Origin of the sequence: Enterobacter sp. PP-008-ECC_S150, assembly GCF_045257065.1 — a bacterium.
Classification (GTDB): Bacteria; Pseudomonadota; Gammaproteobacteria; order Enterobacterales; family Enterobacteriaceae; genus Enterobacter; species Enterobacter chengduensis.
Map to the genome: position 1 here is coordinate 1 of NZ_JBJHHG010000001.1, position 21,274 is coordinate 21,274.

Consider the following 21,274-nt stretch of genomic DNA (forward strand, 5'->3'; position numbering starts at 1 on the left):
ACCCCCCGTTGACTCAGCAAATGCCCCCATTGGTCGGGAGCAAGGCGGTTTTGCGCAATCCGAATATCATGATGGAAACGGCTATAAGCTTCAGCAAGCGGCGCCGTTGAGACAACAATTCTGTCTGCGCTTTCGAGTATTTTGCGGAAGCTCTTCACCATGTGTTGCGGATAGTTATCACGATTACCATTTTTCAACGGCACGTTAAGTAAGAAATCATCGTACTCAATGATAACTTTAGCATTACAGACTTCACGCAGCTGCTTAATAATGTTCGGGAAACGGCTCCCGGTGAGTGACTCTAGTACAATCACATCTGGCTGAAGTTGCGCGGCTTCCATGACGGAAGGGATGCTGTTCATCATCCCCCCCTCCAGCATATGATGACGCTCCATTGCTTTAAAGGGCTGCATAACCCGGTGATGTCCGCAGCCATTCCAGTCAACATGATGCGCCAGCACAACGGGTAAAGGACGTCCAGGCAAAGGGGTATGCAGACGCGCACTGTTTTCACTCAGAGTGAAAAGCGCGCCGGATTTTTGCATAAGTGGATGATAAGAGGGATCTATGAGCAGCTCTGACTTCCACTCGTTACGCAACTGTGCGTAATGTTCCAGCATAGGTCGTTCGGGAACATGGTACTTATCGGCCAGAAGGCGTGTCGCTCCGCCCATATGTTGAACGCGCGAACAGGGCGTCCACACGTTTAAATAGCCCTGCTTTTGCAGCCTTATTCCTAGATCAACATCGGCAAAATAGACGGGATAACGTTCTTGCGTAAATCCGTTAAGCGCGAAAAACACCTCTTTTCGCAGCATCATACAAGAACCGCTCACTGCCGTTACATTATGCGGGACGTAAAGATAGTCCTGAAAACCTGAGTCAGCCCCTCCCGCTCCTGCAAACGCAACCTCCACACCGTTTTGAACGCCAGTCAGATAGCCACCATGCTGGACCCGGCCATCCTTAAACTCCAGGCGAGCCCCTACCACGCCCACCTCCGGGCGTAATGCATGTTCCAGTAACGCTTCCAGCCAAGCGCCATCAATGATTTCACAATCGTTATCAAGGAAAACGAGCACGTCTCCCCTCGCCTGCTGCGCGGCAGCGTTGCCCATTTCAGCAAAATTGAATGGGGCGTCATATCGCAATATCCGCACCTGCTCCAGCCCAAGATTCGCTAGATCGTTCAAGAACTGACAGGCATCGCTCTCTACTGACTTGTTATCAACGATCATCAGTTCATAGCGCGCGTAGCGGGTCTTTTCCATCAGGCTTTCAATGCAGTTCTTTAGTAAAGCAAACCGATCGCGCGTGGGAATAATAATAGAGACCATCGGCTGGGCATCCCAGTGATAGCGAAGGCGCGGTAGAGCTTTGACGGCACCCGGCTCATAGGAGGCAGAGATCCCAAGTCGCGTTAGGTGTGCCAGTACGCAGTTTCGATGCTGCTCCATAAGACCCGGTAGCTCGGTCCAGCGTTGCGCAGGCTCAGAATTGCAGAGCAGCACTTCAGGCACATGCGTTAATACACCGGTCCCCTGCAGCTCGACCAGACGCCAGAGCAAATCGATAAATGGCGTACAAGCAAAGAGTGGGTCCAGCCCTCCTGCGGCCTTTGCCGCATGGCAATCAATGAGTAGAGCCTGTCCAATGTAAGGCTTGCTGCGCAGGAGATCGATATTAACGCCGGGGCGCAAGGTGACAACAGGTTCATCGTTTTCGGCAACCATCATTTCATCACAATAGGCGACACTTGCCTCCGGATGATGAATTCGGTGCTCGGCGAACCGCAGCAGCGCGTCATCTAACAGGGTGTAGCCCGCAGGGAGCATCAGCAGCGCCTGAGCTGGGCTGTTTTCCATTAACGCATTAATATCGGAAACAGAATGCGCCACCTCTACAGAGATCGGCACTAGTGATTGAGCGAGCGCTGATGCACGGGTAATCTGGCACTCTTCAGTCGTTTTATTCTGCGCGAGGATAACAACACCTAGTCTGGCGCTGTCCGGAAAGGCATCAGCACAGGCATGCAAAGCCTCACGACGCGCGTTCGTGATATGTCGATCCTTTATCCAGCGGGTAATAGAGTAGTTTTCGCTCTGCTGGAGCAGCAGCGCTTTGCTGTGGAATGCCAGCGCATAGCGATCTTTTTCAGAAAGCGTGTAAGGCCTTTGCAACACAGGAAAATCTAGCGCAGCGAGAATATTCTGTTCAAGGCTCCAGCGTGATACGAACGTCTGATGATTTTTCTGCACCCATTTACTGGCATCGTCATAACCGTCGGTCAGCAGTTGAATCCACTCGTCTGCCCCCGGGCAAAAACGCAAATTCACCCCAGAGAAATAGTTGGCTTCATAGTGCGCAAGATTTGTATCGCTCAAATACCCTTCAACGTAGTTCCCGTGGGCTAAAAAGACCGGTACGCCGAGAACAAGCGCTTTAGGAACATACTGTTCATCCGTAATAATAACGTCATAACCCGCGAGCCACTCCGGTTCAATACGCCCGGATTGAGCACTTAAATCGAGCCATTCAATGCGTATCTGCGACTGAGCTGCGCGCTGCTGCACTTCATACATTTCAGCGGACATTTTATCCGCGATATAGAGAATACGACGCAACGCTTGCGCCTCGCGATTAGCGTAAACGTCGCAGTAAGCGTCAGGCACTAGCCACGGCATCAGGTGTAGCTTGTCTTCCTGGATCCCCGTCTGTAGCAGGATGGTCTGGGTAAACGCCGACAGGCCAAGCACTCGCGTTGCCAGAGCATTCTCGAGCTCGGCGCCCCATGGAATATAAAGATCATTGTAATCACTGTAATGACGGAAGATAAAAGATCCCGCCGTTTTCTGCTCATGTAGCGCTGTAAGCAGTTTCTCGCTAAAAAAGCCTTTGACGACCCATATAACGTCATAGCGTGCGGCCAGTTCTCCCGCATTCTCTGTAACAACCGTCAGGGCTCCAGTTGCCTGCAGTCTGGCCACTTCTGGCTGAAGACGCTTCCCGATAAACGAGGTACAGAGAATCACATGCCATTCCCGTCTTAGCAGGGCATCAGCTATGTCGAGCACTTCAGTGCAGGAAGCAGACCATGCGTCCAGTTTGTCCACACTTATCAGAATTACAGGCATTTTTATCCCCAACGCCGCCACAAGGACGCCTACCGTTCTATTTTCAGTAATGCAATATTGTGAGGGATAGAAGACGGTTTAAGAGGAAAAATAGGTTGGTTAATTGGGCTTAAATCTGGCGATTGGGAAATAAAAAAGGCATCCGAAGATGCCTTTTTGGCGTTATCAAAATTAACGCAGCAGGGACAGCATGGTCTGCGGAACCTGGTTGGCCTGGGCCAGTACGGAAGAGCCAGCCTGCTGCAGGATCTGCGCGCGGGACATGTTGGACACTTCGGTCGCGTAGTCGGAGTCCTGAATACGGCTGCGGGCAGCGGACAGGTTGTTTACGGTGTTGTTCAGGTTGGTGATGGTGGACTCGAAACGGTTCTGAGACGCACCCAGCAGGCTGCGCTGATTGTCTACAGATTTGATTGCCGCATCGATGTCTGCCAGCGGGTTACCATCAGTAGTACCACCGGAGGTCACGGTACCGCTCAGAACGTCAAAACCTTCTGCTGCAGTAGAACGTGCATTACCGTTGATGGTCTGACCAGAGGTCACAGAGGTTGCGCCGGAGGCATTGAACAGGTTGTAGGCGTTAGAGCTGCTCAGGCTGATAGAGATGGTTTCTTGATCCTTAGAACCTACCTGGAAGCTGTAGCTGCTGGAGCCAGTGCCGGTGTTCAGCACTTTAATGCCGTTGAAGTCGGTCTGAGTGGTAACACGGTTAACTTCTTCCATACGCTGGTTAACTTCAGCCTGGATGGAATCGATATCGGAAGCAGAGTTAGAGCTGTTCTGCGCCTGAACGGTCAGATCACGAATACGCTGCAGGTTGTTGTTGATTTCGCTCAGCGCACCTTCAGCGGTCTGCGCCAGAGAGATACCGTCGTTGGCGTTACGTGCAGCAACGGTCAGACCGTTGATGTTAGAGGTGAAACGGTTAGCGATCGCCTGACCAGCAGCGTCGTCTTTTGCGCTGTTGATGCGCAGACCGGAGGACAGACGCTCAATCGCGGTGCCCAGAGAAGACTGAGATTTGCTCAGGTTGTTCTGAGTCATCAGCGACAGAGTGTTAGTATTAATCACTGCCATGGTAAGTATCCTTTAATTGATTATGAGTTCCGGCTAGCTGCCAGAGGCTTCATCGCCTTCATAAAGGTTATCGACAGGGCATTTACAAACTTTAGATCTTTTGATGTTTTTTTCTTTTCTTATTTCACTTTGATTTTAAAAGAAAAAAGCGCCGACATGCGGCGCTTTTTGTCTGTCATAACGGCGATTAACGCAGCAGGGACAGCATGGTCTGCGGAACCTGGTTGGCCTGAGCCAGTACGGAAGAGCCAGCCTGCTGCAGGATCTGCGCGCGGGACATGTTGGACACTTCGGTCGCATAATCGGAATCCTGGATACGGCTGCGGGCAGCGGACAGGTTGTTCACGGTGTTGTTCAGGTTGGTGATGGTCGACTCGAAACGGTTCTGAGACGCACCCAGCAGGCTGCGCTGGTTGTCTACAGATTTGATTGCCTTATCGATGTCTGCCAGTGGGGTAGAACCTGCGGCTGTACCACCAGTACCACCGGTTACCGCACCGTGCAGAACGTCGAAACCTTCTGCTGCAGTCGTACGTTGGTTACCGTTCACAACATCACCAGAGGTCATCGCTTTGGTGTTCAGCGTCGCGCCGGTGTTGCCAGCAGCAGCCAGGTTGAAGCTATCGCTAGAACTCAGAGTGATACCGATAGTTTCGTTATCTTTAGAGCCAACCTGGAAGTTGTAGGTGCTTGAACCCGTGCCGGTATCCAGAACTTTGATACCGTTGAAGTCGGTCTGCTTGGTTACGCGGTTCACTTCTTCCATACGCTGGTTAACTTCAGCCTGGATGGAGTCGATGTCGGAAGCAGAGTTAGAGCTGTTCTGCGCCTGAACGGTCAGATCACGGATACGCTGCAGGTTGTTGTTGATTTCACCTAATGCACCTTCTGCCGTCTGAGCCAGAGAGATACCGTCGTTGGCGTTACGTGCAGCAACGGTCAGACCGTTGATGTTAGAGGTGAAACGGTTAGCGATTGCCTGACCAGCAGCATCATCCTTCGCGCTGTTGATGCGCAGACCGGAGGACAGACGCTCGATCGCGGTGCCCAGAGAAGACTGAGATTTGCTCAGGTTGTTCTGAGTCATCAGAGACAGGGTGTTAGTATTAATAACAGCCATGATGTATTCCTTTGAAAAAGTTGTCAGATTTAGGCATCTACCTACGGCTTTCTCACCGTCAATGAGGTTATCGACCGCCCTTTCTCAAGCTTTAGGAAAAAAATCATTTTTTTAAACCTGTAAACTGCCTGAATTTCTCCCTCTTTATTTGCGCATTGTTTTTTTTAAATAACGCTAATCTTTTTCTCGTTTCTGCCGATAGACCATCCAGCGATTGTCTCAATAAAGGATGAAAAAATGGCAAGTATTAGTTCACTCGGCGCAGGCACTTCACTGGACCTGAATACGTTGTATGACAATTTACAGACAGCTGAGCAAACCAAGCTAAAGCCTATCACTACCCAGCAAACGTCATATAAAGCCAAGCTGACAGCGTGGGGAGTGGTGCAGACAGCACTCACTAAATTACAGACTGCTTCAGATGCATTAAAAAATACCTCTGCTATTGCACAATCAAAAGTTTCCAGCACTAACACGGCGTTTAGTGCGACGCTTGCCAGCAGTGCAGCAGCGGGATCTTATTCCGTTGAAGTGACGCAACTGGCAGCAGCGCAGTCTCTGTTAAGTCCTAAAGTCGGCAGCAAGGATACCGAACTCGGCGACAGCACCATGAGCACGCGCACCCTCACAATTACTCAACCGGGGCAGAAAGATCCGTTAACGATCACCCTGGCGAGTGATAAGACCAGCCTTGCCGATGTGCGTGACGCAATTAACGCCAAGCAGGGAAGCGTAAACGCCAGCATCATCAAAGCGGATGACAACAGTTACTACTTAGCGCTGACTTCTCGTGATACCGGTACAGCAAACGAGATGACCATTACGACGAATGATAGTCAACTGGCGAAATACATCAGCTACGACTCATCCAGCGCCACCAACGTAATGAGTGAACAGGTTCCAGCTGCCGACGCAAAAGTGAATATCAACGGCATTGAGATCGTTCGTAGCAGTAATGCCATCACTGATGCACCAGAAGGCGTTACCCTAAACCTGACGAAGACCAATAAAGGCAGCCCGGAGACATTGTCAATTGTCAAAGACAAGCAGCCAATGACCGATGCCATTCAGGCTTTTGTTGATGCGTATAACTCTCTGCAAACAACCATTGCCAATCAGACGAAATATACGGCGGTGGATCAGGGAAGCACCAACCAGGACAGCAGCAACGGCGACCTGTTGGGCGACGGAACGCTACGTAATATTCAGACCCGTCTACGCTCGATGATTTCGGCCAGTCAGGGCTCAGGCGATCTGGCCACCTTATCGCAGCTTGGGATTACGCAGGATACTACCGGTAAACTGACGGTAGACAGTACCAAACTTAACAAGGCACTGAACGAAAAATCGGCTGACGTTGTCGCGTTCCTGTCTGGCGATGGAAAAACCACCGGATTTGCCACCCAGACCAGCAGTCTGCTGAAAGATATGCTCGGAACTGATGGTTCCGTTCAGAATGCCACCGCTGGCATCAACAAGACCCTGAAACAACTGTCTGACGAATACGATCGCGTAAATGCGCAGATCACCGCCACCATGGCACGTTACAAAACACAATTTACCAGCCTGAGCCAGCTTGTTTCACAGATGGATCAGACCGGAAGTTATCTGACCCAACAGTTCAACGCCATGAACCGTTAATAAATGATGAATTGAGGTTTTACAATGTATACAAAATCGGGAATTCAGGCATACGCTCAGGTCGGTGTTGAATCAGCCGTTCTGAGTGCCAGCCCACATCAACTGGTTGTGCTTCTTTTTGATGGCGCATTAAGCGCCATGAAGAAAGCCACGATTTTGATTGAACAAGGTGATATTCCCGGTAAAGGGCAGGCCATAAGTAAAGCAATCAATATCATCAGCAACGGTTTGCAGTCAGGTCTAAACCATGAGGTAGGTGGCGACCTGGCGGCAAATCTTGATAGTCTTTATGACTATATGACCAGGCGTCTTTTACAGGCAAATCTTCACAACGACATTAATGCCATTAATGAAGTCGTGGAGTTACTCAATAACATTGCTGATGCCTGGAAAGAGATAGGCCCTCATTCTCAAAACATGTGGGACAATTACTAATGGACGTCCATTTCGGCTTGCTCCAACATTATCAGCAGTTATTAACAACCAGTAACACGATGCTTGTTCTTACCCAGGCAGGGCGCTGGGATGAGCTTATCGCTTACGAGGTTGACTATCTGACATCAGTTGAAAAACTTACCATGTTCCAGGATGCCAGCGAAATTCCGCCTCATATTCAGGCGCAAATACGCCCTATTCTGAGAAAAATACTCGATAATGAAATCGAGTTGAAAACCTTGCTGCACCAGCGCATGGAAGAGCTGAAAGCACTGGTTGGGCAGACGTCGAGACAACATAATCTGAACTCAACTTATGGACGTTTATCAGGAAATGTTCTCTTTCCCTCAGATCTCTAGTGTGGATATGATCTTTTGCGGATGAATATTATTTTGTGATTTCATCCGCGTTTTATCCCCATTTCGCCCATACTCACTGTGTTCTCAAAATGGAGCACGGACGATGAAAAACCCCACCCTGTTACAATGTTTTCACTGGTATTACCCTGCTGGCGGTGAATTGTGGCGAGAGGTCACGGCGTTAGCCCCCAATCTTAATGAAATCGGCATCAACATGATCTGGCTGCCGCCCGCCTACAAAGGCGCGTCCGGCGGGTATTCTGTTGGCTATGATTCTTACGACCTGTTCGATCTCGGCGAGTTTGACCAAAAAGGCAGTATCGCCACCAAATACGGCGATAAAGCGCAGCTGCTGGAGGCCATCGACGCCCTCAAGAGCAACGACATAGCCGTGCTGCTGGACGTGGTGGTCAACCACAAAATGGGCGCCGACGAAAAAGAGCCCGTTCGCGTACAGCGCGTAAATCAGCAGGACCGCACGCAAATTGATGACGAGGTCATCGAGTGTGAAGCCTGGACCCGCTACACCTTCCCCGTCAGGGCCGGGCAGTATTCCCAGTTCATCTGGGATTACAAATGCTTCAGCGGCGTCGACCATATTGAAAACCCCGATGAAGACGGCATCTTTAAAATCGTCAACGACTACACCGGCGAAGGCTGGAACGATCAGGTTGATGATGAGATGGGCAACTTCGATTATCTGATGGGCGAAAACATCGATTTTCGCAACCAAGCCGTGACCGAGGAGATCAAGTACTGGGCCCGCTGGGTGATGGAACAGACGGGCTGCAACGGTTTTCGTCTGGACGCGGTGAAACACATTCCCGCCTGGTTCTACAAAGAGTGGATTGAGCACGTCCAGGAGGTCGCCGACCAGCCGCTGTTTATCGTGGCGGAATACTGGTCCCACGAGGTGGATAAGCTTCAGGCCTACATTGACCAGGTCGACGGCAAAACCATGCTCTTTGATGCCCCCCTGCAGATGAAATTCCACGAGGCGTCGCGCCAGGGGCGGGATTACGACATGAGCCAAATCTTCACCGGCACCCTGGTGGAAGCCGATCCGTTTCATGCGGTAACGCTCGTCGCCAACCATGACACCCAGCCCTTGCAGGCGCTGGAGGCCCCGGTCGAAGCCTGGTTCAAACCGCTGGCCTACGCGCTGATCCTGCTGCGGGAAAATGGCGTACCGAGCGTCTTTTATCCGGATCTCTTCGGCGCCAGCTATGACGATACGGGAGGCGACGGTGAAACGTATCATATTGACATGCCGGTTATTGAGCAGCTCCACGAGCTGATCCTCGCCCGCCAGCGCTTTGCCCACGGCGTGCAGACGCTTTTTTTCGACCATCCTAACTGCATCGCCTTCAGCCGCAGCGGCACGGATGACGATCCCGGGTGCGTGGTGGTGCTGTCAAACGGGGACGACGGTGAGAAGGTAATTTGCCTTGGGGAAAACTACGGCAACAAAACGTGGCGGGATTTTCTCGGCAATCGTCAGGAAACGGTTACCACGGCGGCGGATGGTGAGGGGACCTTCACCTGCAATGGGGGAAGCGTCAGCGTGTGGGTTATTGAGGATGCGCTGTAGAAACAATGCCGGGTGGCGCTAACGCTTACCCGGCCTACGAGAAGGCACTTTTGTAGGCCGGGTAAGCGTTAGCGCCACCCGGCAACAAACGGCTAGGGCAGCTTGCTCTCCAGCGGGTTCTTGCTCAGGTAATCCGCGCACTCAACCGTTGGGCGATCGACCTTCTGTAGCTCCAGCCCGTCGTACTCAAGCGTCGCGCCATCGCGCTCCAGCGGGTAGATATCCAGCTTGCGCGTGACGTTATAATAACTGTCTGAACGCAGCATGATTTTACCCGGCACGGCAATCACGCGCTGCCACTGGCGGCAGTCCAGCGTGTCGCCCTCTTCCGTCACCACCAGCGTGGCAATCGCTTTCGGGCTGACCAGGTTGCTCTGCGGCCCTTTCGACTGCCAGTATCCGGCCAGATTCGCCGGGACAGGATGCTTAATCACCTCGTTATAGTTATCGACCTGAACGCACCCGGTCAGTGCCAGCAGCGCGCCAGCAATTGCTATTTTTTTCATCATCTTTCCTGCATTCGAAGAAAAAAATATTGTGGCATTAAAGCGCTGCGGCTGCCAGCGAAGATCGACAGGTCTTAAACCTGCATGCCCATCACTTCCTGATAGGCAGAGACCAGCTTGTTACGCACCTGGATCCCCATCTGCAGGGAAACCGAGGCTTTTTGCAAATCGGTCATCACATCATTCAGCGCCACGCCCGGCTCGCCGAGGGTAAACTTCTCTGCCTGCGCGCGCGCGGCGGTCTGGGTATCGCTGATACGGTCAAGCGCGGCATGCAGCTGCCCTGCAAAGCTGATGCTCGGCGGCTGATCAGCCACATTCTGATTACGGGCCGTCATCGCCGTTGCCTGCAGCTGACTGATTACCCCTTCGATGCCCTGTATAGCCATGACTCTCCCCTGGATGGTTTTTTACGCGGTCAAGACTAACAGCTTGTCAATAAGATAATGGCGGTAAATAGCGTGAAAAAACCAGGTTATTTGACGCATAGAAAATCACGAATCATCAAATAATGGCAGGGCCATCAATATGGAACTTTTGTCGTGTTTGCCGACCCGGGAGTCAGTTTTGTTTCTCTACACGAATAACGTAAACCACCAGGATTTAAGAGGTGCGCAATGAGTGCAACAGCATCGACAGCGCCGCAGAATAAATCACTCGAGTGGATGAACCGCCTTCGCGCGAATCCTAAAATCCCGTTGATCGTGGCAGGCGCTGCCGCAATTGCGATCCTTGTAGCGATGGTTCTGTGGGCGAAAAGCCCTGACTACCGGACGCTCTACAGCAACCTTTCCGATCAGGATGGCGGCGCCATCGTCACCCAGCTGACCCAGATGAACATCCCCTATCGCTTTGCCGATAACGGCGGCGCGCTGGAGGTTCCGGCAGATAAGGTGCATGAGCTGCGCCTGCGTCTGGCACAGCAGGGTCTGCCTAAGGGCGGTGCCGTTGGCTTTGAGCTGCTGGATCAGGAAAAATTCGGTATCAGCCAGTTCAGCGAGCAGGTGAACTACCAGCGTGCGCTGGAAGGTGAGCTTGCCCGCACCATTGAAACACTCGGCCCGGTGAAAAGTGCCCGCGTGCACCTGGCGATGCCTAAACCTTCTTTGTTTGTTCGCGAACAGAAATCACCCTCGGCTTCCGTAACCGTTAACCTGCAGCCTGGCCGCGCGCTGGACGAAGGGCAAATCAGCGCGGTGACGCATCTCGTCTCCAGCGCCGTTGCCGGTCTGCCGCCGGGTAACGTGACGCTGGTTGACCAGAGCGGTCACCTGCTGACCCAGTCCAATACCGCCGGTCGCGACCTGAACGATGCGCAGCTGAAATACGCCGCCGATGTGGAAAGCCGCCTCCAGCGCCGCATTGAAGCGATTCTCGGCCCGGTCGTGGGCAACAGCAACGTGCACGCGCAGGTCACCGCGCAGATCGACTTCGCGAATAAAGAACAAACCGAAGAGCAGTACACCCCGAACGGCGATGCGGCTCAGGCGGTGATGCGTTCACGCCAGATCAATTCGAACGAACAGGTCGGCGGTGCATACCCGGGCGGCGTGCCGGGCGCGCTGTCTAACCAGCCTGCCCCGGCTAACGCGGCACCGATCTCTACGCCGCCGGCCAACCAGCAGAACGGTCAGCAAAATAACCAGCAGACCACCTCAACGGCGAACACCAGCGGTCCGCGTACCAGCAGCCGTAACGAAACCACGAACTACGAAGTGGATAGAACGATTCGCCACACTAAACTGAACGTGGGCGATATTCAGCGTCTCTCTGTTGCGGTGGTGGTGAACTACAAAACGCTGGCGGATGGCAAACCGCTGCCGTTGACCGCCGAGCAGATGAAGCAGATTGAAAACCTGACCCGTGAAGCGATGGGTTACTCCGAGAAGCGTGGCGATACCCTCAACGTGGTGAACTCGCCGTTCAACGCGGTTGAAGAGACCGGCGGTGAACTGCCGTTCTGGCAACAGCAGGCGTTTATCGACCAGCTGCTGTCCGCGGGACGCTGGCTGCTGGTGCTGATCGTCGCGTGGCTGCTGTGGCGTAAGGGCGTGCGTCCGCAGCTCCAGCGCCGTGCGGAAGCTGAAAAAGCGGCTCGCGAGCAGATGAATACGCGTCAGGAAACGGAAGAAGCGGTTGAAGTTCGCCTCAGCAAAGATGAACAGATGCAGCAGCGTCGTGCTAACCAGCGCATGGGCGCTGAGGTCATGAGCCAGCGCATTCGCGAAATGTCAGATAACGATCCGCGCGTCGTGGCGCTGGTCATCCGCCAGTGGATGGGTAACGAACATGAGTAATACGCTTACGGGCACCGATAAAAGCGTCATCCTGCTGATGACCATTGGCGAAGACCGCGCGGCAGAGGTGTTTAAACACCTCTCCCAGCGAGAAGTGCAAATTCTCAGTGCGGCCATGGCCAACGTGCGTCAAATCTCCAACAAGCAGCTGACCGAAGTGCTGTCGGAATTTGAGCAGGAAGCCGAACAGTTTGCCGCGCTGAACGTCAACGCCAACGACTACCTGCGCTCCGTGCTGGTCAAGGCGCTGGGCGAAGAGCGTGCCGCCAGCCTGCTGGAAGACATTCTGGAAACCCGCGATACCGCCAGCGGTATCGAAACGCTCAACTTTATGGAGCCGCAGAGTGCCGCCGACCTTATTCGCGACGAGCACCCGCAGATTATCGCCACCATCCTGGTCCACCTGAAGCGTGGTCAGGCGGCCGATATTCTGGCCCTGTTCGAAGAGCGCCTGCGCCACGACGTGATGCTGCGTATTGCCACCTTCGGCGGCGTCCAGCCGGCCGCGCTGGCGGAGCTGACCGAAGTGCTGAACAACCTGCTCGACGGTCAGAACCTCAAGCGCAGCAAAATGGGCGGCGTGAGAACGGCGGCGGAAATCATCAACCTGATGAAAACCCAGCAGGAAGAGGCCGTTATTACCGCAGTTCGCGAATTCGACGGCGAGCTGGCGCAGAAAATCATCGACGAGATGTTCCTGTTCGAAAACCTCGTGGAAGTGGACGATCGCAGCATCCAGCGCCTGCTCCAGGAAGTGGATTCCGAGTCGCTGCTTATCGCCCTCAAAGGCGCCGAGCAGCCGCTGCGCGAGAAGTTCCTGCGCAACATGTCCCAGCGTGCGGCCGATATCCTGCGCGACGACCTTGCCAACCGCGGCCCGGTTCGTCTGTCTCAGGTGGAAAACGAACAGAAAGCGATTCTGCTTATTGTTCGTCGCCTGGCGGAAACCGGCGAGATGGTGATTGGCAGCGGAGACGACACCTATGTCTAACGAGCTGCCGTGGAAGCGCTGGACGCCGGACGATCTGGCCCCTCCTCTCTCCGAGTTCACGCCAGCCGTGATGCCGACCGAGGCGCCTGACCCGGACGCCGAACAGCCCGAGCTGAGCGAAGAGGAGCAGCAGGCACAGATGCTGGCCCAGCTGCAAATGCAGGCGCACGAGCAGGGCTACAATGCCGGCCTGAACGAAGGACGGCAGAAAGGCCACGACCTCGGGTATCAGGAAGGTCTGGCAAAAGGGTTAGAGCACGGTATCGATCAGGCGCGGCAGCAGCAGGCGCCGCTCCACGCCCGCATGCAGCAGCTGGTCAGCGAGTTTCAGCACACGCTGGACGCGCTGGACAGCGTGATCGCCTCGCGGCTGATGCAGATGGCGCTGGAAGCCGCGCGCCAGGTGATCGGCCAGACGCCCGTGGTGGACAACACGGCGCTGATCAAACAAATTCAGGGTCTGCTGCAGCAGGAGCCGCTGTTCAGCGGCAAACCGCAGCTGCGCGTCCATCCGGACGATCTGCAGCGCGTGGAAGAGAGCCTGGGCGCAACGCTTAGCCTGCACGGCTGGCGCCTGCGCGGCGACCCGTCGTTACACCACGGCGGCTGCAAAGTCTCTGCGGATGAGGGCGATCTGGATGCCAGCGTCGCCACCCGCTGGCAGGAGCTGTGCCGCCTGGCGGCACCGGGAGTCGTCTGATGACCGCGCGCCTCACCCGCTGGCTCACCACGCTCGACAACTTCGAGACGAAGATGACGCAACTGCCCGCCGTTCGTCGCTATGGGCGACTGACGCGCGCCACCGGTCTGGTTCTCGAAGCCACCGGCCTGCAGCTGCCGCTGGGGGCAACCTGCGTCATTGAGCGTCAGGACGGGCAGGAAACGCGTGAAGTCGAAAGCGAAGTGGTCGGCTTTAACGGCCAGCGCCTGTTCCTGATGCCGCTTGAAGAGGTGGAGGGTATTCTGCCCGGCGCCCGCGTCTACGCGAAAAGCGTCAGCGGCGACGGTCTGCAAAGCGGAAAACAGCTGCCCCTTGGCCCTGCCCTGCTGGGCCGCGTGCTGGACGGCAGCGGGAAACCGCTCGACGGGCTCCCTTCCCCGGACACCACCGAAACCGGCGCGCTGATCACCCAGCCGTTCAACCCCCTGCAGCGTACGCCTATCGAGCATGTGCTGGACACCGGCGTGCGCCCGATTAACGCCCTGCTGACCGTGGGACGTGGACAGCGTATGGGCCTGTTCGCCGGTTCCGGCGTGGGTAAATCCGTTCTGCTCGGCATGATGGCGCGCTACACCCAGGCCGACGTTATCGTCGTGGGGCTGATTGGCGAGCGCGGTCGCGAAGTAAAAGATTTTATTGAAAATATTCTGGGTGCGGAAGGCCGCGCCCGCTCGGTGGTGATTGCCGCCCCGGCGGACGTGTCGCCGCTGCTGCGTATGCAGGGTGCCGCCTACGCCACCCGTATTGCCGAAGATTTCCGCGACCGCGGGAAGCACGTGCTGTTGATCATGGACTCCCTGACCCGTTACGCGATGGCGCAGCGTGAAATCGCGCTGGCCATCGGCGAGCCGCCGGCAACCAAAGGCTACCCGCCTTCGGTCTTTGCCAAGCTCCCGGCACTCGTTGAACGCGCGGGAAACGGCATCAGCGGCGGCGGCTCCATTACCGCGTTCTATACGGTGCTGACGGAAGGCGATGACCAGCAGGATCCGATTGCCGACTCCGCGCGCGCGATCCTTGACGGCCATATTGTGCTTTCGCGCCGTCTGGCCGAAGCCGGGCACTATCCGGCGATTGATATTGAAGCCTCTATCAGCCGCGCAATGACGGCGCTGATAACCGAGAAGCACTACGCCCGCGTGCGTAACTTTAAACAACTCCTCTCTAGCTTCCAGCGCAACCGCGATCTGGTCAGCGTCGGGGCGTATGCCAAAGGCAGCGATCCGATGCTCGACAAGGCGATTACCCTGTGGCCGCAGCTGGAGGCATTTTTGCAACAAGGCATTTTTGAACGCGCCGACTGGGAAGATTCACTTCAGGCACTGGAGCTGATTTTCCCGCAGGTGTAACACAGGTGGAGGGCGAAGGTCATGGCGCAAAACAGCGCGTTATCAACGCTGAAAGATCTGGCAGAAAAAGAAGTTGATGATGCCGCATTGCAGCTTGGCGCAATGCGACGCGGGTGCCAGCAGGCTGAAGAACAGTTGAAGATGTTAATCGACTATCAGCATGAGTATCGCACCAACCTCAATACCGATATGACGCAGGGCATTGGCAGCCAGCGCTGGATTAACTATCAGCAGTTTATCCAGACGCTGGAAAAGGCGATTGAACAGCATCGCCAGCAGCTAAACCAGTGGACCCAAAAAGTCGATACCGCGCTGAACTTCTGGCGCGAGAAAAAACAGCGGCTGCAGGCCTGGCAAACCTTACAGGACCGGCAGATTGCAGCCTCGACCCTGGCGGAAAACCGTCTGGATCAGAAAAAAATGGATGAGTTTGCCCAGCGCGCATCAATGAGGAAACCGGAATGATCACACTGCAACAACTGCTGATGAGCGACAGCGACCTGTCGGGCGGCACGCAAACGGGGAAAGGCGCCGACGGTGCGCAGGACTTTCTCTCCCTGCTGGCGGGCGCCCTGTCGGACGCAACGGGCAAGGGCAAAGATGCGCCGCTGACCCTGGCTGACCTGAAAGCCGCCGGCAGCAAGCTGTCAAAAGTGGCGCAGGACGCCAAAGGGGATACCGCCCTGCAGGCCAAAATTGCCGATCTGCTCGCGCGTCAGCCTGCTCTGAGTGGCGATGAGACCGCGCAGCTTACCGCCCCTGAAACCCTGATGTCCGGTCTGGTGCCCCTGTCAAAGGGCGATGCCGTGAAGACGCTGACGGCGGCAAACGGCAAGGATGACGGCAAAAGCGAACTGACTGAAGAAGAGCTGGCCGGATTAAGCGCGCTGATGGCCATGCTGCCGCACCAGCAGACCAGCACCGCTCACGCAGCGGGCAGTGACGGTATTGCGGCACGATCGGCGCTCGGTTCCGCGACGCTCGCTCAACGTGGTGCGAGCCAGCTGCCGCTGAACGCCCCTGCGGGAAGCCACGATAAAGGCCAGACGGCCGTACCTTATCAGAGCCAGGTGAAAACGAGCGGCCCGGATCTGACAGCCAATGCGCCAGCCGCACCGGTTGTCCCCGCCGCGGCAGAGAAGCAGGAGCTCGCCAGCTCCTCCTCCACGGCCTCCCCAACGGCTACCCCGGCACCGATTCTGTCCAGCCATGCCACCAGCCAGCCTGCCGCCACCGTCGCCACCGCGCCGGTGTTAAGCCAGCCGCTGGGCACCCACGAGTGGCAGCAGTCCCTGAGCCAGCACATCACCCTGTTCACTAAGCAGGGCCAGCAGACGGCCGAGCTGCGCCTGCACCCGGAAGATCTGGGTCAGGTGCAAATTTCGCTTAAGCTGGATGATAACCAGGCGCAGCTGCAGATGGTCTCCGCGCACAGCCACGTGCGTGCGGCGCTGGAAGCCGCGCTGCCGGTCCTGCGGACCTCGCTGGCGGAGAACGGCATTCAGCTTGCGCAGAGCAGCGTCAGCAGCGAGAGCTTCGCCGGGCAGCAGCACTCCTCATTCCAGCAGCAGCACCAGGCTTCGCGTTCCGGCAACACCGGCGGGTTTAATGAAGAGAGCGATGAATTACTGCCTGTTCCTGCCGCCCTGCAATCCGCAGCGCGCGGTAACGGTGCCGTAGACATCTTCGCCTAAACGCCAGAGGTAGCGTGATTATCCCCGTCTTTTCCACGCTTTGACGACGGCAGGACACGGGATAATCACCTTATTAAGCTGTACCGAAACAGGAAGCTCGTATCAGATGACTGACTCCGCTATCACCAAAAAAAGTAAGCGTTCCATCTGGATCCCGCTGCTGGTGTTGATCACGCTCGCCGCCTGCGCCACCGCGGGCTATAGTTACTGGCGTATGCAGCAGGAACCAACCACCGCTGCAGCCAAGGCTGAAGCGCCACCTCCGCCGGCTCCAGTGTTCTTCCCGCTGGATACCTTCACCGTCAATCTGGGTGATGCGGATCGCGTGCTTTATGTGGGCATTACGCTGCGCCTGAAAGATGAAGCCACCCGTTCACGTCTGAACGATTACCTTCCTGAAGTGCGCAGCCGCCTCCTGCTGCTGTTCTCTCGTCAGGACGCTTCGGCGCTGGCCACCGATGTGGGTAAGCAAAAGCTGGTCGATGCCATCAAACAAACGCTGGCGACCCCGCTGGTAAACGGCCAACCTAAGCAGGAAGTCACTGACGTTCTGTATACAGCATTCATTCTGCGGTAACGACATGGGCGACAGTATTCTTTCTCAGGCAGAAATCGATGCGCTGCTCAACGGCGACAGCGATAAAAACGATGATCCGCAACCGGGCCTACCGGGTGACGACAATATTCGTCCCTATGATCCGAATACCCAGCGCCGCGTGGTGCGTGAACGCCTGCAGGCGCTGGAGATCATTAACGAACGTTTTGCACGTCAGTTCCGTATGGGGCTGTTTAACCTGCTGCGTCGTAGCCCGGACATCACGGTCGGTGCGATCCGCATTCAGCCGTATCACGAGTTTGCCCGCAACCTGCCGGTGCCAACCAACCTTAACCTGATTCATCTGAAGCCGCTGCGCGGCACCGGTCTGGTGGTGTTCTCCCCAAGCCTGGTGTTCATCGCGGTGGATAACCTGTTCGGCGGCGACGGGCGTTTCCCGACCAAGGTAGAAGGCCGTGAATTCACCCACACCGAACAGCGCGTCATTAACCGCATGCTGAAGCTGGCGCTGGAGTCTTACAGCGACGCCTGGAAAGCGATTAACCCGCTGGAAGTGGAGTACGTCCGTTCCGAGATGCAGGTGAAATTTACCAATATCACCACCTCCCCGAACGATATCGTCGTGAACACCCCGTTCCACGTGGAGATCGGTAACCTGACCGGCGAGTTCAACATCTGCCTGCCGTTCAGCATGATCGAACCGCTGCGCGAGCTGCTGGTTAACCCGCCGCTGGAGAACTCCCGCAACGAGGACCAGAACTGGCGTGAGAACCTGGTCCGCCAGGTCCAGCATTCGCAGCTTGAGCTGGTGGCGAGCTTCGCCGATATCCCGCTGCGGTTATCTCAGATCCTGAAATTACAACCCGGTGACGTTTTGCCGATAGAAAAACCCGACCGCATTATTGCCCATGTGGATGGTGTCCCCGTGCTGACAAGCCAGTACGGCACGATTAACGGTCAGTATGCGTTACGCGTTGAGCACTTGATCAACCCGATTTTGAATTCGCTGAATGAGGAACAGCCCAAATGAGTGACATGAACAATCCGTCCGATGAAAACAGCGGAGCACTGGACGATCTGTGGGCTGACGCGTTAAACGAGCAAAAAGCACCTCCGGCCAAAAGCGCTGCGGATGCCGTATTCCAGCAGCTCGGCGGCGGTGACGTCAGCGGCACGCTGCAGGACATCGACCTGATTATGGATATCCCGGTAAAGCTGACCGTTGAGCTGGGACGTACCCGTATGACCATTAAAGAGCTGCTGCGCCTGACGCAGGGCTCCGTGGTGGCCCTTGACGGTCTGGCCGGCGAGCCGCTGGATATTCTGATCAACGGCTATCTGATTGCCCAGGGCGAAGTGGTGGTGGTTGCCGATAAATACGGCGTACGTATCACCGACATCATTACCCCGTCTGAACGTATGCGTCGTCTGAGCCGTTAAGCATGAAAACCCAGGCAACGCTATCGCAACCTTCTGCCGTTCCAGGCTCGCCTCTGCTCCAGGTGAGCGGGGCATTGTTCGGTATTATTGCCTTTATTCTTATCGCCGCCTGGCTGGCGAAGCGCTTTGGGCTGGCGGGGAAAACCGCCGGTGCCCGCGGCCTGAAGGTCAGCGCCAGCACCACGCTGGGGCCGCGCGAACGCGTGGTTATCGTCGAGGTGGACGATGCGCGTCTGGTCCTGGGCGTGACGGCCTCAAACATCAGCCTATTACATAAGCTGCCGCCCGCCCCTGCCGTGGTGGACGAGCGCGCAGACGCCCCCGCGGATTTTCAGTCCGTCATGAAGAGTTTGCTTAAGCGTTCCGGGAGATCCTGATGCGCCGTTTGTTATCCCTGACGCTCGCGGGCGTTGGCCTGTTTGCTCCCGCGGTTTATGCTCAGCTGCCCGGTCTGGTCTCCACCCCTCTGGCGGGCGGCGGACAAAGCTGGTCGCTGCCGGTGCAGACGCTGGTGTTCATCACCTCGTTGACGTTTATTCCGGCCATCCTGCTGATGATGACCAGCTTCACCCGCATCATTATCGTCTTTGGTCTGCTGCGTAACGCGCTGGGTACCCCTTCCGCCCCGCCAAACCAGGTTCTGCTGGGGCTGGCGCTGTTTTTGACCTTTTTCATTATGTCGCCGGTGATCGATAAGATATACACCGACGCTTACCAGCCGTTCAGCGAAGACAAAATCTCCATGCAGGAGGCGCTGGATAAAGGCGCGCAGCCGCTGCGCGAATTTATGCTTCGCCAGACGCGCGAAGCGGATCTGGCCCTTTTTGCCCGCCTGTCCAATACCGGCGAGCTGCAGGGGCCTGAAGCGGTGCCGATGCGCATTCTGCTCCCTGCTTACGTCACCAGCGAGCTGAAAACCGCGTTTCAGATTGGCTTTACCATCTTTATTCCGTTCCTGATTATCGACCTGGTGATCGCCAGCGTCCTGATGGCGCTCGGGATGATGATGGTGCCGCCCGCGACCATTGCCCTGCCCTTTAAGATCATGCTCTTTGTGCTGGTCGACGGCTGGCAGCTGCTGGTCAGCTCGCTGGCGCAAAGCTTCTACAGTTAAGGAACTGCAATGACACCCGAATCGGTCATGATGATGGGCACGGAAGCGATGAAAATCGCGATTGCCGTTGCCGCGCCGCTGCTGCTTGTCGCGCTGGTTACCGGTCTGATTATCAGTATTTTACAGGCCGCCACGCAGATTAACGAAATGACCCTGTCATTTATCCCGAAAATCATCGCCGTGTTCGTGGCGATTATCGTGGCCGGGCCGTGGATGCTGAACCTGCTGCTGGACTATATGCGCAACCTGTTTACCAACCTGCCGTACATCATCGGCTGATCTGACGATGCTGCACTTCACCAGCGACCAGTGGGTTCAGTGGCTCGGCGTCTATTTCTGGCCGATGCTGCGCATCATGGCGCTGATTTCCACCGCCCCGATCCTCAGCGAGAAATCGATACCCAAGCGCGTCAAGGTGGGTCTGGGCATTATCATCTCTATTATCGTCGCGCCCTCTCTGCCCCCCGTGGATATTCCCATTTTCTCGGCGAATGCGGTATGGGTGGCCTTGCAGCAGGTGATGATTGGCGTCGCCGTCGGCTTTACCATGCAGCTCGCCTTTGCCGCGGTGCGTACCGCAGGGGAACTGATCGGCCTGCAGATGGGGCTATCGTTCGCCACGTTTGTCGACCCCGGCAGCCATCTCAATATGCCCGTGATCGCGCGCATTATCGATCTGCTCGCCATGCTGCTGTTTTTGTCCTTCAACGGTCATCTGTGGCTTATCTCCATGCTGGTGGATACGTTCCATACGCTGCCGATTGGTGATAATCCCGTGAACAGCAACGCCTTTCTGGCGCTCACCCGCGCGGCAGGGCTGGTGTTCCTTAACGGACTGATGCTGGCGCTGCCGATCATCACCCTCCTGCTGACCGTCAACCTGGCGTTAGGTTTACTCAACCGAATGGCACCGCAGCTGTCGGTGTTTGTCATTGGTTTTCCACTCACCTTAACGGTCGGCATTTTATTAATGTCCTTGCTGATGCCACTTATCGCTCCCTTCTGTGAACATTTATTCGGCGAGATATTCAACCTGTTAGCGGATATTGTTAGCGAACTGCCACGTAAATAATAACCCTCACTGTTGCTATTGTCTTTCTGAGGATATTCCTAAAATAAAACGTGAAAAACATCTTCCAGGATATATCTGACGCGGTTTAATTGTTTCTAACCACCTCACAATACTTAATATTTACTTTACTTTAAGAAGATTCCTGGCAAATTATACGTAACTTTACGGGATAGTGAG

The 21,274-nt window shown here is 55.6% G+C and carries 21 protein-coding genes and 1 pseudogene; 17 read left to right on the forward strand and 5 right to left on the reverse strand.

Annotation, left to right across the window (positions count from 1 at the left end):
• From ACJBF3_RS00005 to ACJBF3_RS00015, 3 genes are all read right to left on the reverse strand, one after another.
• Window positions 1–3,134: glycosyltransferase family 2 protein (locus ACJBF3_RS00005; protein WP_406544581.1), on the reverse strand; the 3,134-nt coding region annotated here is incomplete at its 3' end.
• 171 nt (window positions 3,135–3,305) lie between these two features.
• Window positions 3,306–4,211: a flagellin gene (locus ACJBF3_RS00010; RefSeq protein WP_045326861.1), complete on the reverse strand. Its 906-nt coding sequence runs from the start codon at window positions 4,209–4,211 to the stop codon at window positions 3,306–3,308.
• A gap of 187 nt (window positions 4,212–4,398) precedes the next feature.
• A complete protein-coding gene (locus ACJBF3_RS00015) occupies window positions 4,399–5,331 on the reverse strand; it encodes a flagellin (RefSeq protein ID WP_047716141.1) in 933 nt (310 codons plus the stop codon).
• Window positions 5,332–5,568: 237 nt separating this feature from the next.
• On the opposite strand from ACJBF3_RS00015, the gene fliD reads away from it, so the two are divergent.
• From fliD to amyA, 4 genes are all read left to right on the forward strand, one after another.
• A complete protein-coding gene (gene fliD / locus ACJBF3_RS00020) occupies window positions 5,569–6,972 on the forward strand; it encodes a flagellar filament capping protein FliD (RefSeq protein ID WP_045331628.1) in 1,404 nt (467 codons plus the stop codon).
• A 24-nt stretch (window positions 6,973–6,996) separates the two neighbouring features.
• Window positions 6,997–7,407, forward strand: a complete 411-nt coding sequence (gene fliS, locus ACJBF3_RS00025) for a flagellar export chaperone FliS (RefSeq protein ID WP_045331630.1) — start codon at window positions 6,997–6,999, stop codon at window positions 7,405–7,407.
• Complete coding sequence (gene fliT / locus ACJBF3_RS00030) at window positions 7,407–7,766, forward strand: flagella biosynthesis regulatory protein FliT (protein WP_045331632.1); 360 nt, start codon at window positions 7,407–7,409, stop codon at window positions 7,764–7,766. The genes fliS and fliT overlap by 1 nt, the downstream gene beginning before the upstream one ends.
• Window positions 7,767–7,869: 103 nt before the next feature.
• Window positions 7,870–9,357 (forward strand): alpha-amylase, encoded by a 1,488-nt coding sequence (gene amyA / locus ACJBF3_RS00035; protein ID WP_045331634.1) that lies wholly within the window; start codon window positions 7,870–7,872, stop codon window positions 9,355–9,357.
• A 92-nt stretch (window positions 9,358–9,449) separates the two neighbouring features.
• Here amyA and yedD read toward each other — a convergent pair whose 3' ends face one another.
• Both yedD and fliE read right to left on the reverse strand, forming a co-directional pair.
• Entirely contained in the window at window positions 9,450–9,863 is a 414-nt protein-coding gene (gene yedD / locus ACJBF3_RS00040; protein ID WP_045331636.1) for a lipoprotein YedD, read from the reverse strand.
• Window positions 9,864–9,937: 74 nt separating this feature from the next.
• Window positions 9,938–10,252, reverse strand: coding sequence for a flagellar hook-basal body complex protein FliE (fliE, locus tag ACJBF3_RS00045; protein ID WP_045328193.1), 315 nt, complete (start codon window positions 10,250–10,252; stop codon window positions 9,938–9,940).
• Between the two features lie 228 nt (window positions 10,253–10,480).
• Here fliE and fliF point away from each other — a divergent pair, with 228 nt between their 5' ends.
• From fliF to fliR, 13 genes and pseudogenes are all read left to right on the forward strand, one after another.
• A complete protein-coding gene (fliF, locus tag ACJBF3_RS00050; protein WP_045328191.1) occupies window positions 10,481–12,160 on the forward strand; it encodes a flagellar basal-body MS-ring/collar protein FliF in 1,680 nt (559 codons plus the stop codon).
• The gene (fliG, locus tag ACJBF3_RS00055) at window positions 12,153–13,151 is read left to right on the forward strand and encodes a flagellar motor switch protein FliG (RefSeq protein WP_008500327.1); all 999 of its coding nucleotides are present in this window, start codon (window positions 12,153–12,155) and stop codon (window positions 13,149–13,151) included. Before fliF ends, fliG begins: the two co-directional genes overlap by 8 nt.
• Window positions 13,144–13,851, forward strand: a complete 708-nt coding sequence (gene fliH / locus ACJBF3_RS00060) for a flagellar assembly protein FliH (RefSeq protein WP_045328189.1) — start codon at window positions 13,144–13,146, stop codon at window positions 13,849–13,851. The genes fliG and fliH overlap by 8 nt, the downstream gene beginning before the upstream one ends.
• On the forward strand, window positions 13,851–15,221 hold the full coding sequence (fliI, locus tag ACJBF3_RS00065; protein ID WP_045328187.1) for a flagellar protein export ATPase FliI: 1,371 nt from the start codon (window positions 13,851–13,853) through the stop codon (window positions 15,219–15,221). Before fliH ends, fliI begins: the two co-directional genes overlap by 1 nt.
• Window positions 15,222–15,242: 21 nt before the next feature.
• Complete coding sequence (fliJ, locus tag ACJBF3_RS00070; protein ID WP_006811155.1) at window positions 15,243–15,686, forward strand: flagellar export protein FliJ; 444 nt, start codon at window positions 15,243–15,245, stop codon at window positions 15,684–15,686.
• Entirely contained in the window at window positions 15,683–16,915 is a 1,233-nt protein-coding gene (fliK, locus tag ACJBF3_RS00075) for a flagellar hook length control protein FliK (protein WP_045328171.1), read from the forward strand. Before fliJ ends, fliK begins: the two co-directional genes overlap by 4 nt.
• 106 nt (window positions 16,916–17,021) lie before the next feature.
• The gene (gene fliL / locus ACJBF3_RS00080) at window positions 17,022–17,492 is read left to right on the forward strand and encodes a flagellar basal body-associated protein FliL (RefSeq protein WP_023312306.1); all 471 of its coding nucleotides are present in this window, start codon (window positions 17,022–17,024) and stop codon (window positions 17,490–17,492) included.
• A 4-nt stretch (window positions 17,493–17,496) separates the two neighbouring features.
• A complete protein-coding gene (gene fliM / locus ACJBF3_RS00085; protein WP_045328170.1) occupies window positions 17,497–18,501 on the forward strand; it encodes a flagellar motor switch protein FliM in 1,005 nt (334 codons plus the stop codon).
• Window positions 18,498–18,911: a flagellar motor switch protein FliN gene (fliN, locus tag ACJBF3_RS00090; RefSeq protein ID WP_023312308.1), complete on the forward strand. Its 414-nt coding sequence runs from the start codon at window positions 18,498–18,500 to the stop codon at window positions 18,909–18,911. Before fliM ends, fliN begins: the two co-directional genes overlap by 4 nt.
• A gap of 2 nt (window positions 18,912–18,913) precedes the next feature.
• The gene (fliO, locus tag ACJBF3_RS00095) at window positions 18,914–19,288 is read left to right on the forward strand and encodes a flagellar biosynthetic protein FliO (protein ID WP_045328169.1); all 375 of its coding nucleotides are present in this window, start codon (window positions 18,914–18,916) and stop codon (window positions 19,286–19,288) included.
• Window positions 19,288–20,025 (forward strand): flagellar type III secretion system pore protein FliP, encoded by a 738-nt coding sequence (gene fliP / locus ACJBF3_RS00100; protein WP_008500316.1) that lies wholly within the window; start codon window positions 19,288–19,290, stop codon window positions 20,023–20,025. Before fliO ends, fliP begins: the two co-directional genes overlap by 1 nt.
• 9 nt (window positions 20,026–20,034) lie before the next feature.
• Complete coding sequence (gene fliQ, locus ACJBF3_RS00105; RefSeq protein WP_008500315.1) at window positions 20,035–20,304, forward strand: flagellar biosynthesis protein FliQ; 270 nt, start codon at window positions 20,035–20,037, stop codon at window positions 20,302–20,304.
• A 7-nt stretch (window positions 20,305–20,311) separates the two neighbouring features.
• A pseudogene (fliR, locus tag ACJBF3_RS00110) lies at window positions 20,312–21,104 on the forward strand (flagellar biosynthetic protein FliR); the annotation flags it as partial.
• Between the last annotated feature and the right edge of the window lie 170 nt (window positions 21,105–21,274).

Bases quoted from the DNA above. Each gene is read 5' to 3' on its own strand.
- fliF (WP_045328191.1), top strand. From the start codon at position 10,481: ATGAGTGCAACAGCATCGACAGCGCCGCAGAATAAATCACTCGAGTGG.
- fliJ (WP_006811155.1), top strand. From the start codon at position 15,243: ATGGCGCAAAACAGCGCGTTATCAACGCTGAAAGATCTGGCAGAAAAA.
- fliS (WP_045331630.1), top strand. From the start codon at position 6,997: ATGTATACAAAATCGGGAATTCAGGCATACGCTCAGGTCGGTGTTGAA.
- fliD (WP_045331628.1), top strand. From the start codon at position 5,569: ATGGCAAGTATTAGTTCACTCGGCGCAGGCACTTCACTGGACCTGAAT.
- ACJBF3_RS00010 (WP_045326861.1), bottom strand. From the start codon at position 4,211: ATGGCAGTGATTAATACTAACACTCTGTCGCTGATGACTCAGAACAAC.
- fliQ (WP_008500315.1), top strand. From the start codon at position 20,035: ATGACACCCGAATCGGTCATGATGATGGGCACGGAAGCGATGAAAATC.
- fliK (WP_045328171.1), top strand. From the start codon at position 15,683: ATGATCACACTGCAACAACTGCTGATGAGCGACAGCGACCTGTCGGGC.
- fliG (WP_008500327.1), top strand. From the start codon at position 12,153: ATGAGTAATACGCTTACGGGCACCGATAAAAGCGTCATCCTGCTGATG.
- amyA (WP_045331634.1), top strand. From the start codon at position 7,870: ATGAAAAACCCCACCCTGTTACAATGTTTTCACTGGTATTACCCTGCT.
- ACJBF3_RS00015 (WP_047716141.1), bottom strand. From the start codon at position 5,331: ATGGCTGTTATTAATACTAACACCCTGTCTCTGATGACTCAGAACAAC.
- fliL (WP_023312306.1), top strand. From the start codon at position 17,022: ATGACTGACTCCGCTATCACCAAAAAAAGTAAGCGTTCCATCTGGATC.
- fliP (WP_008500316.1), top strand. From the start codon at position 19,288: ATGCGCCGTTTGTTATCCCTGACGCTCGCGGGCGTTGGCCTGTTTGCT.
- fliN (WP_023312308.1), top strand. From the start codon at position 18,498: ATGAGTGACATGAACAATCCGTCCGATGAAAACAGCGGAGCACTGGAC.
- fliH (WP_045328189.1), top strand. From the start codon at position 13,144: ATGTCTAACGAGCTGCCGTGGAAGCGCTGGACGCCGGACGATCTGGCC.
- fliE (WP_045328193.1), bottom strand. From the start codon at position 10,252: ATGGCTATACAGGGCATCGAAGGGGTAATCAGTCAGCTGCAGGCAACG.
- fliM (WP_045328170.1), top strand. From the start codon at position 17,497: ATGGGCGACAGTATTCTTTCTCAGGCAGAAATCGATGCGCTGCTCAAC.
- fliT (WP_045331632.1), top strand. From the start codon at position 7,407: ATGGACGTCCATTTCGGCTTGCTCCAACATTATCAGCAGTTATTAACA.
- fliO (WP_045328169.1), top strand. From the start codon at position 18,914: ATGAAAACCCAGGCAACGCTATCGCAACCTTCTGCCGTTCCAGGCTCG.
- yedD (WP_045331636.1), bottom strand. From the start codon at position 9,863: ATGAAAAAAATAGCAATTGCTGGCGCGCTGCTGGCACTGACCGGGTGC.
- fliI (WP_045328187.1), top strand. From the start codon at position 13,851: ATGACCGCGCGCCTCACCCGCTGGCTCACCACGCTCGACAACTTCGAG.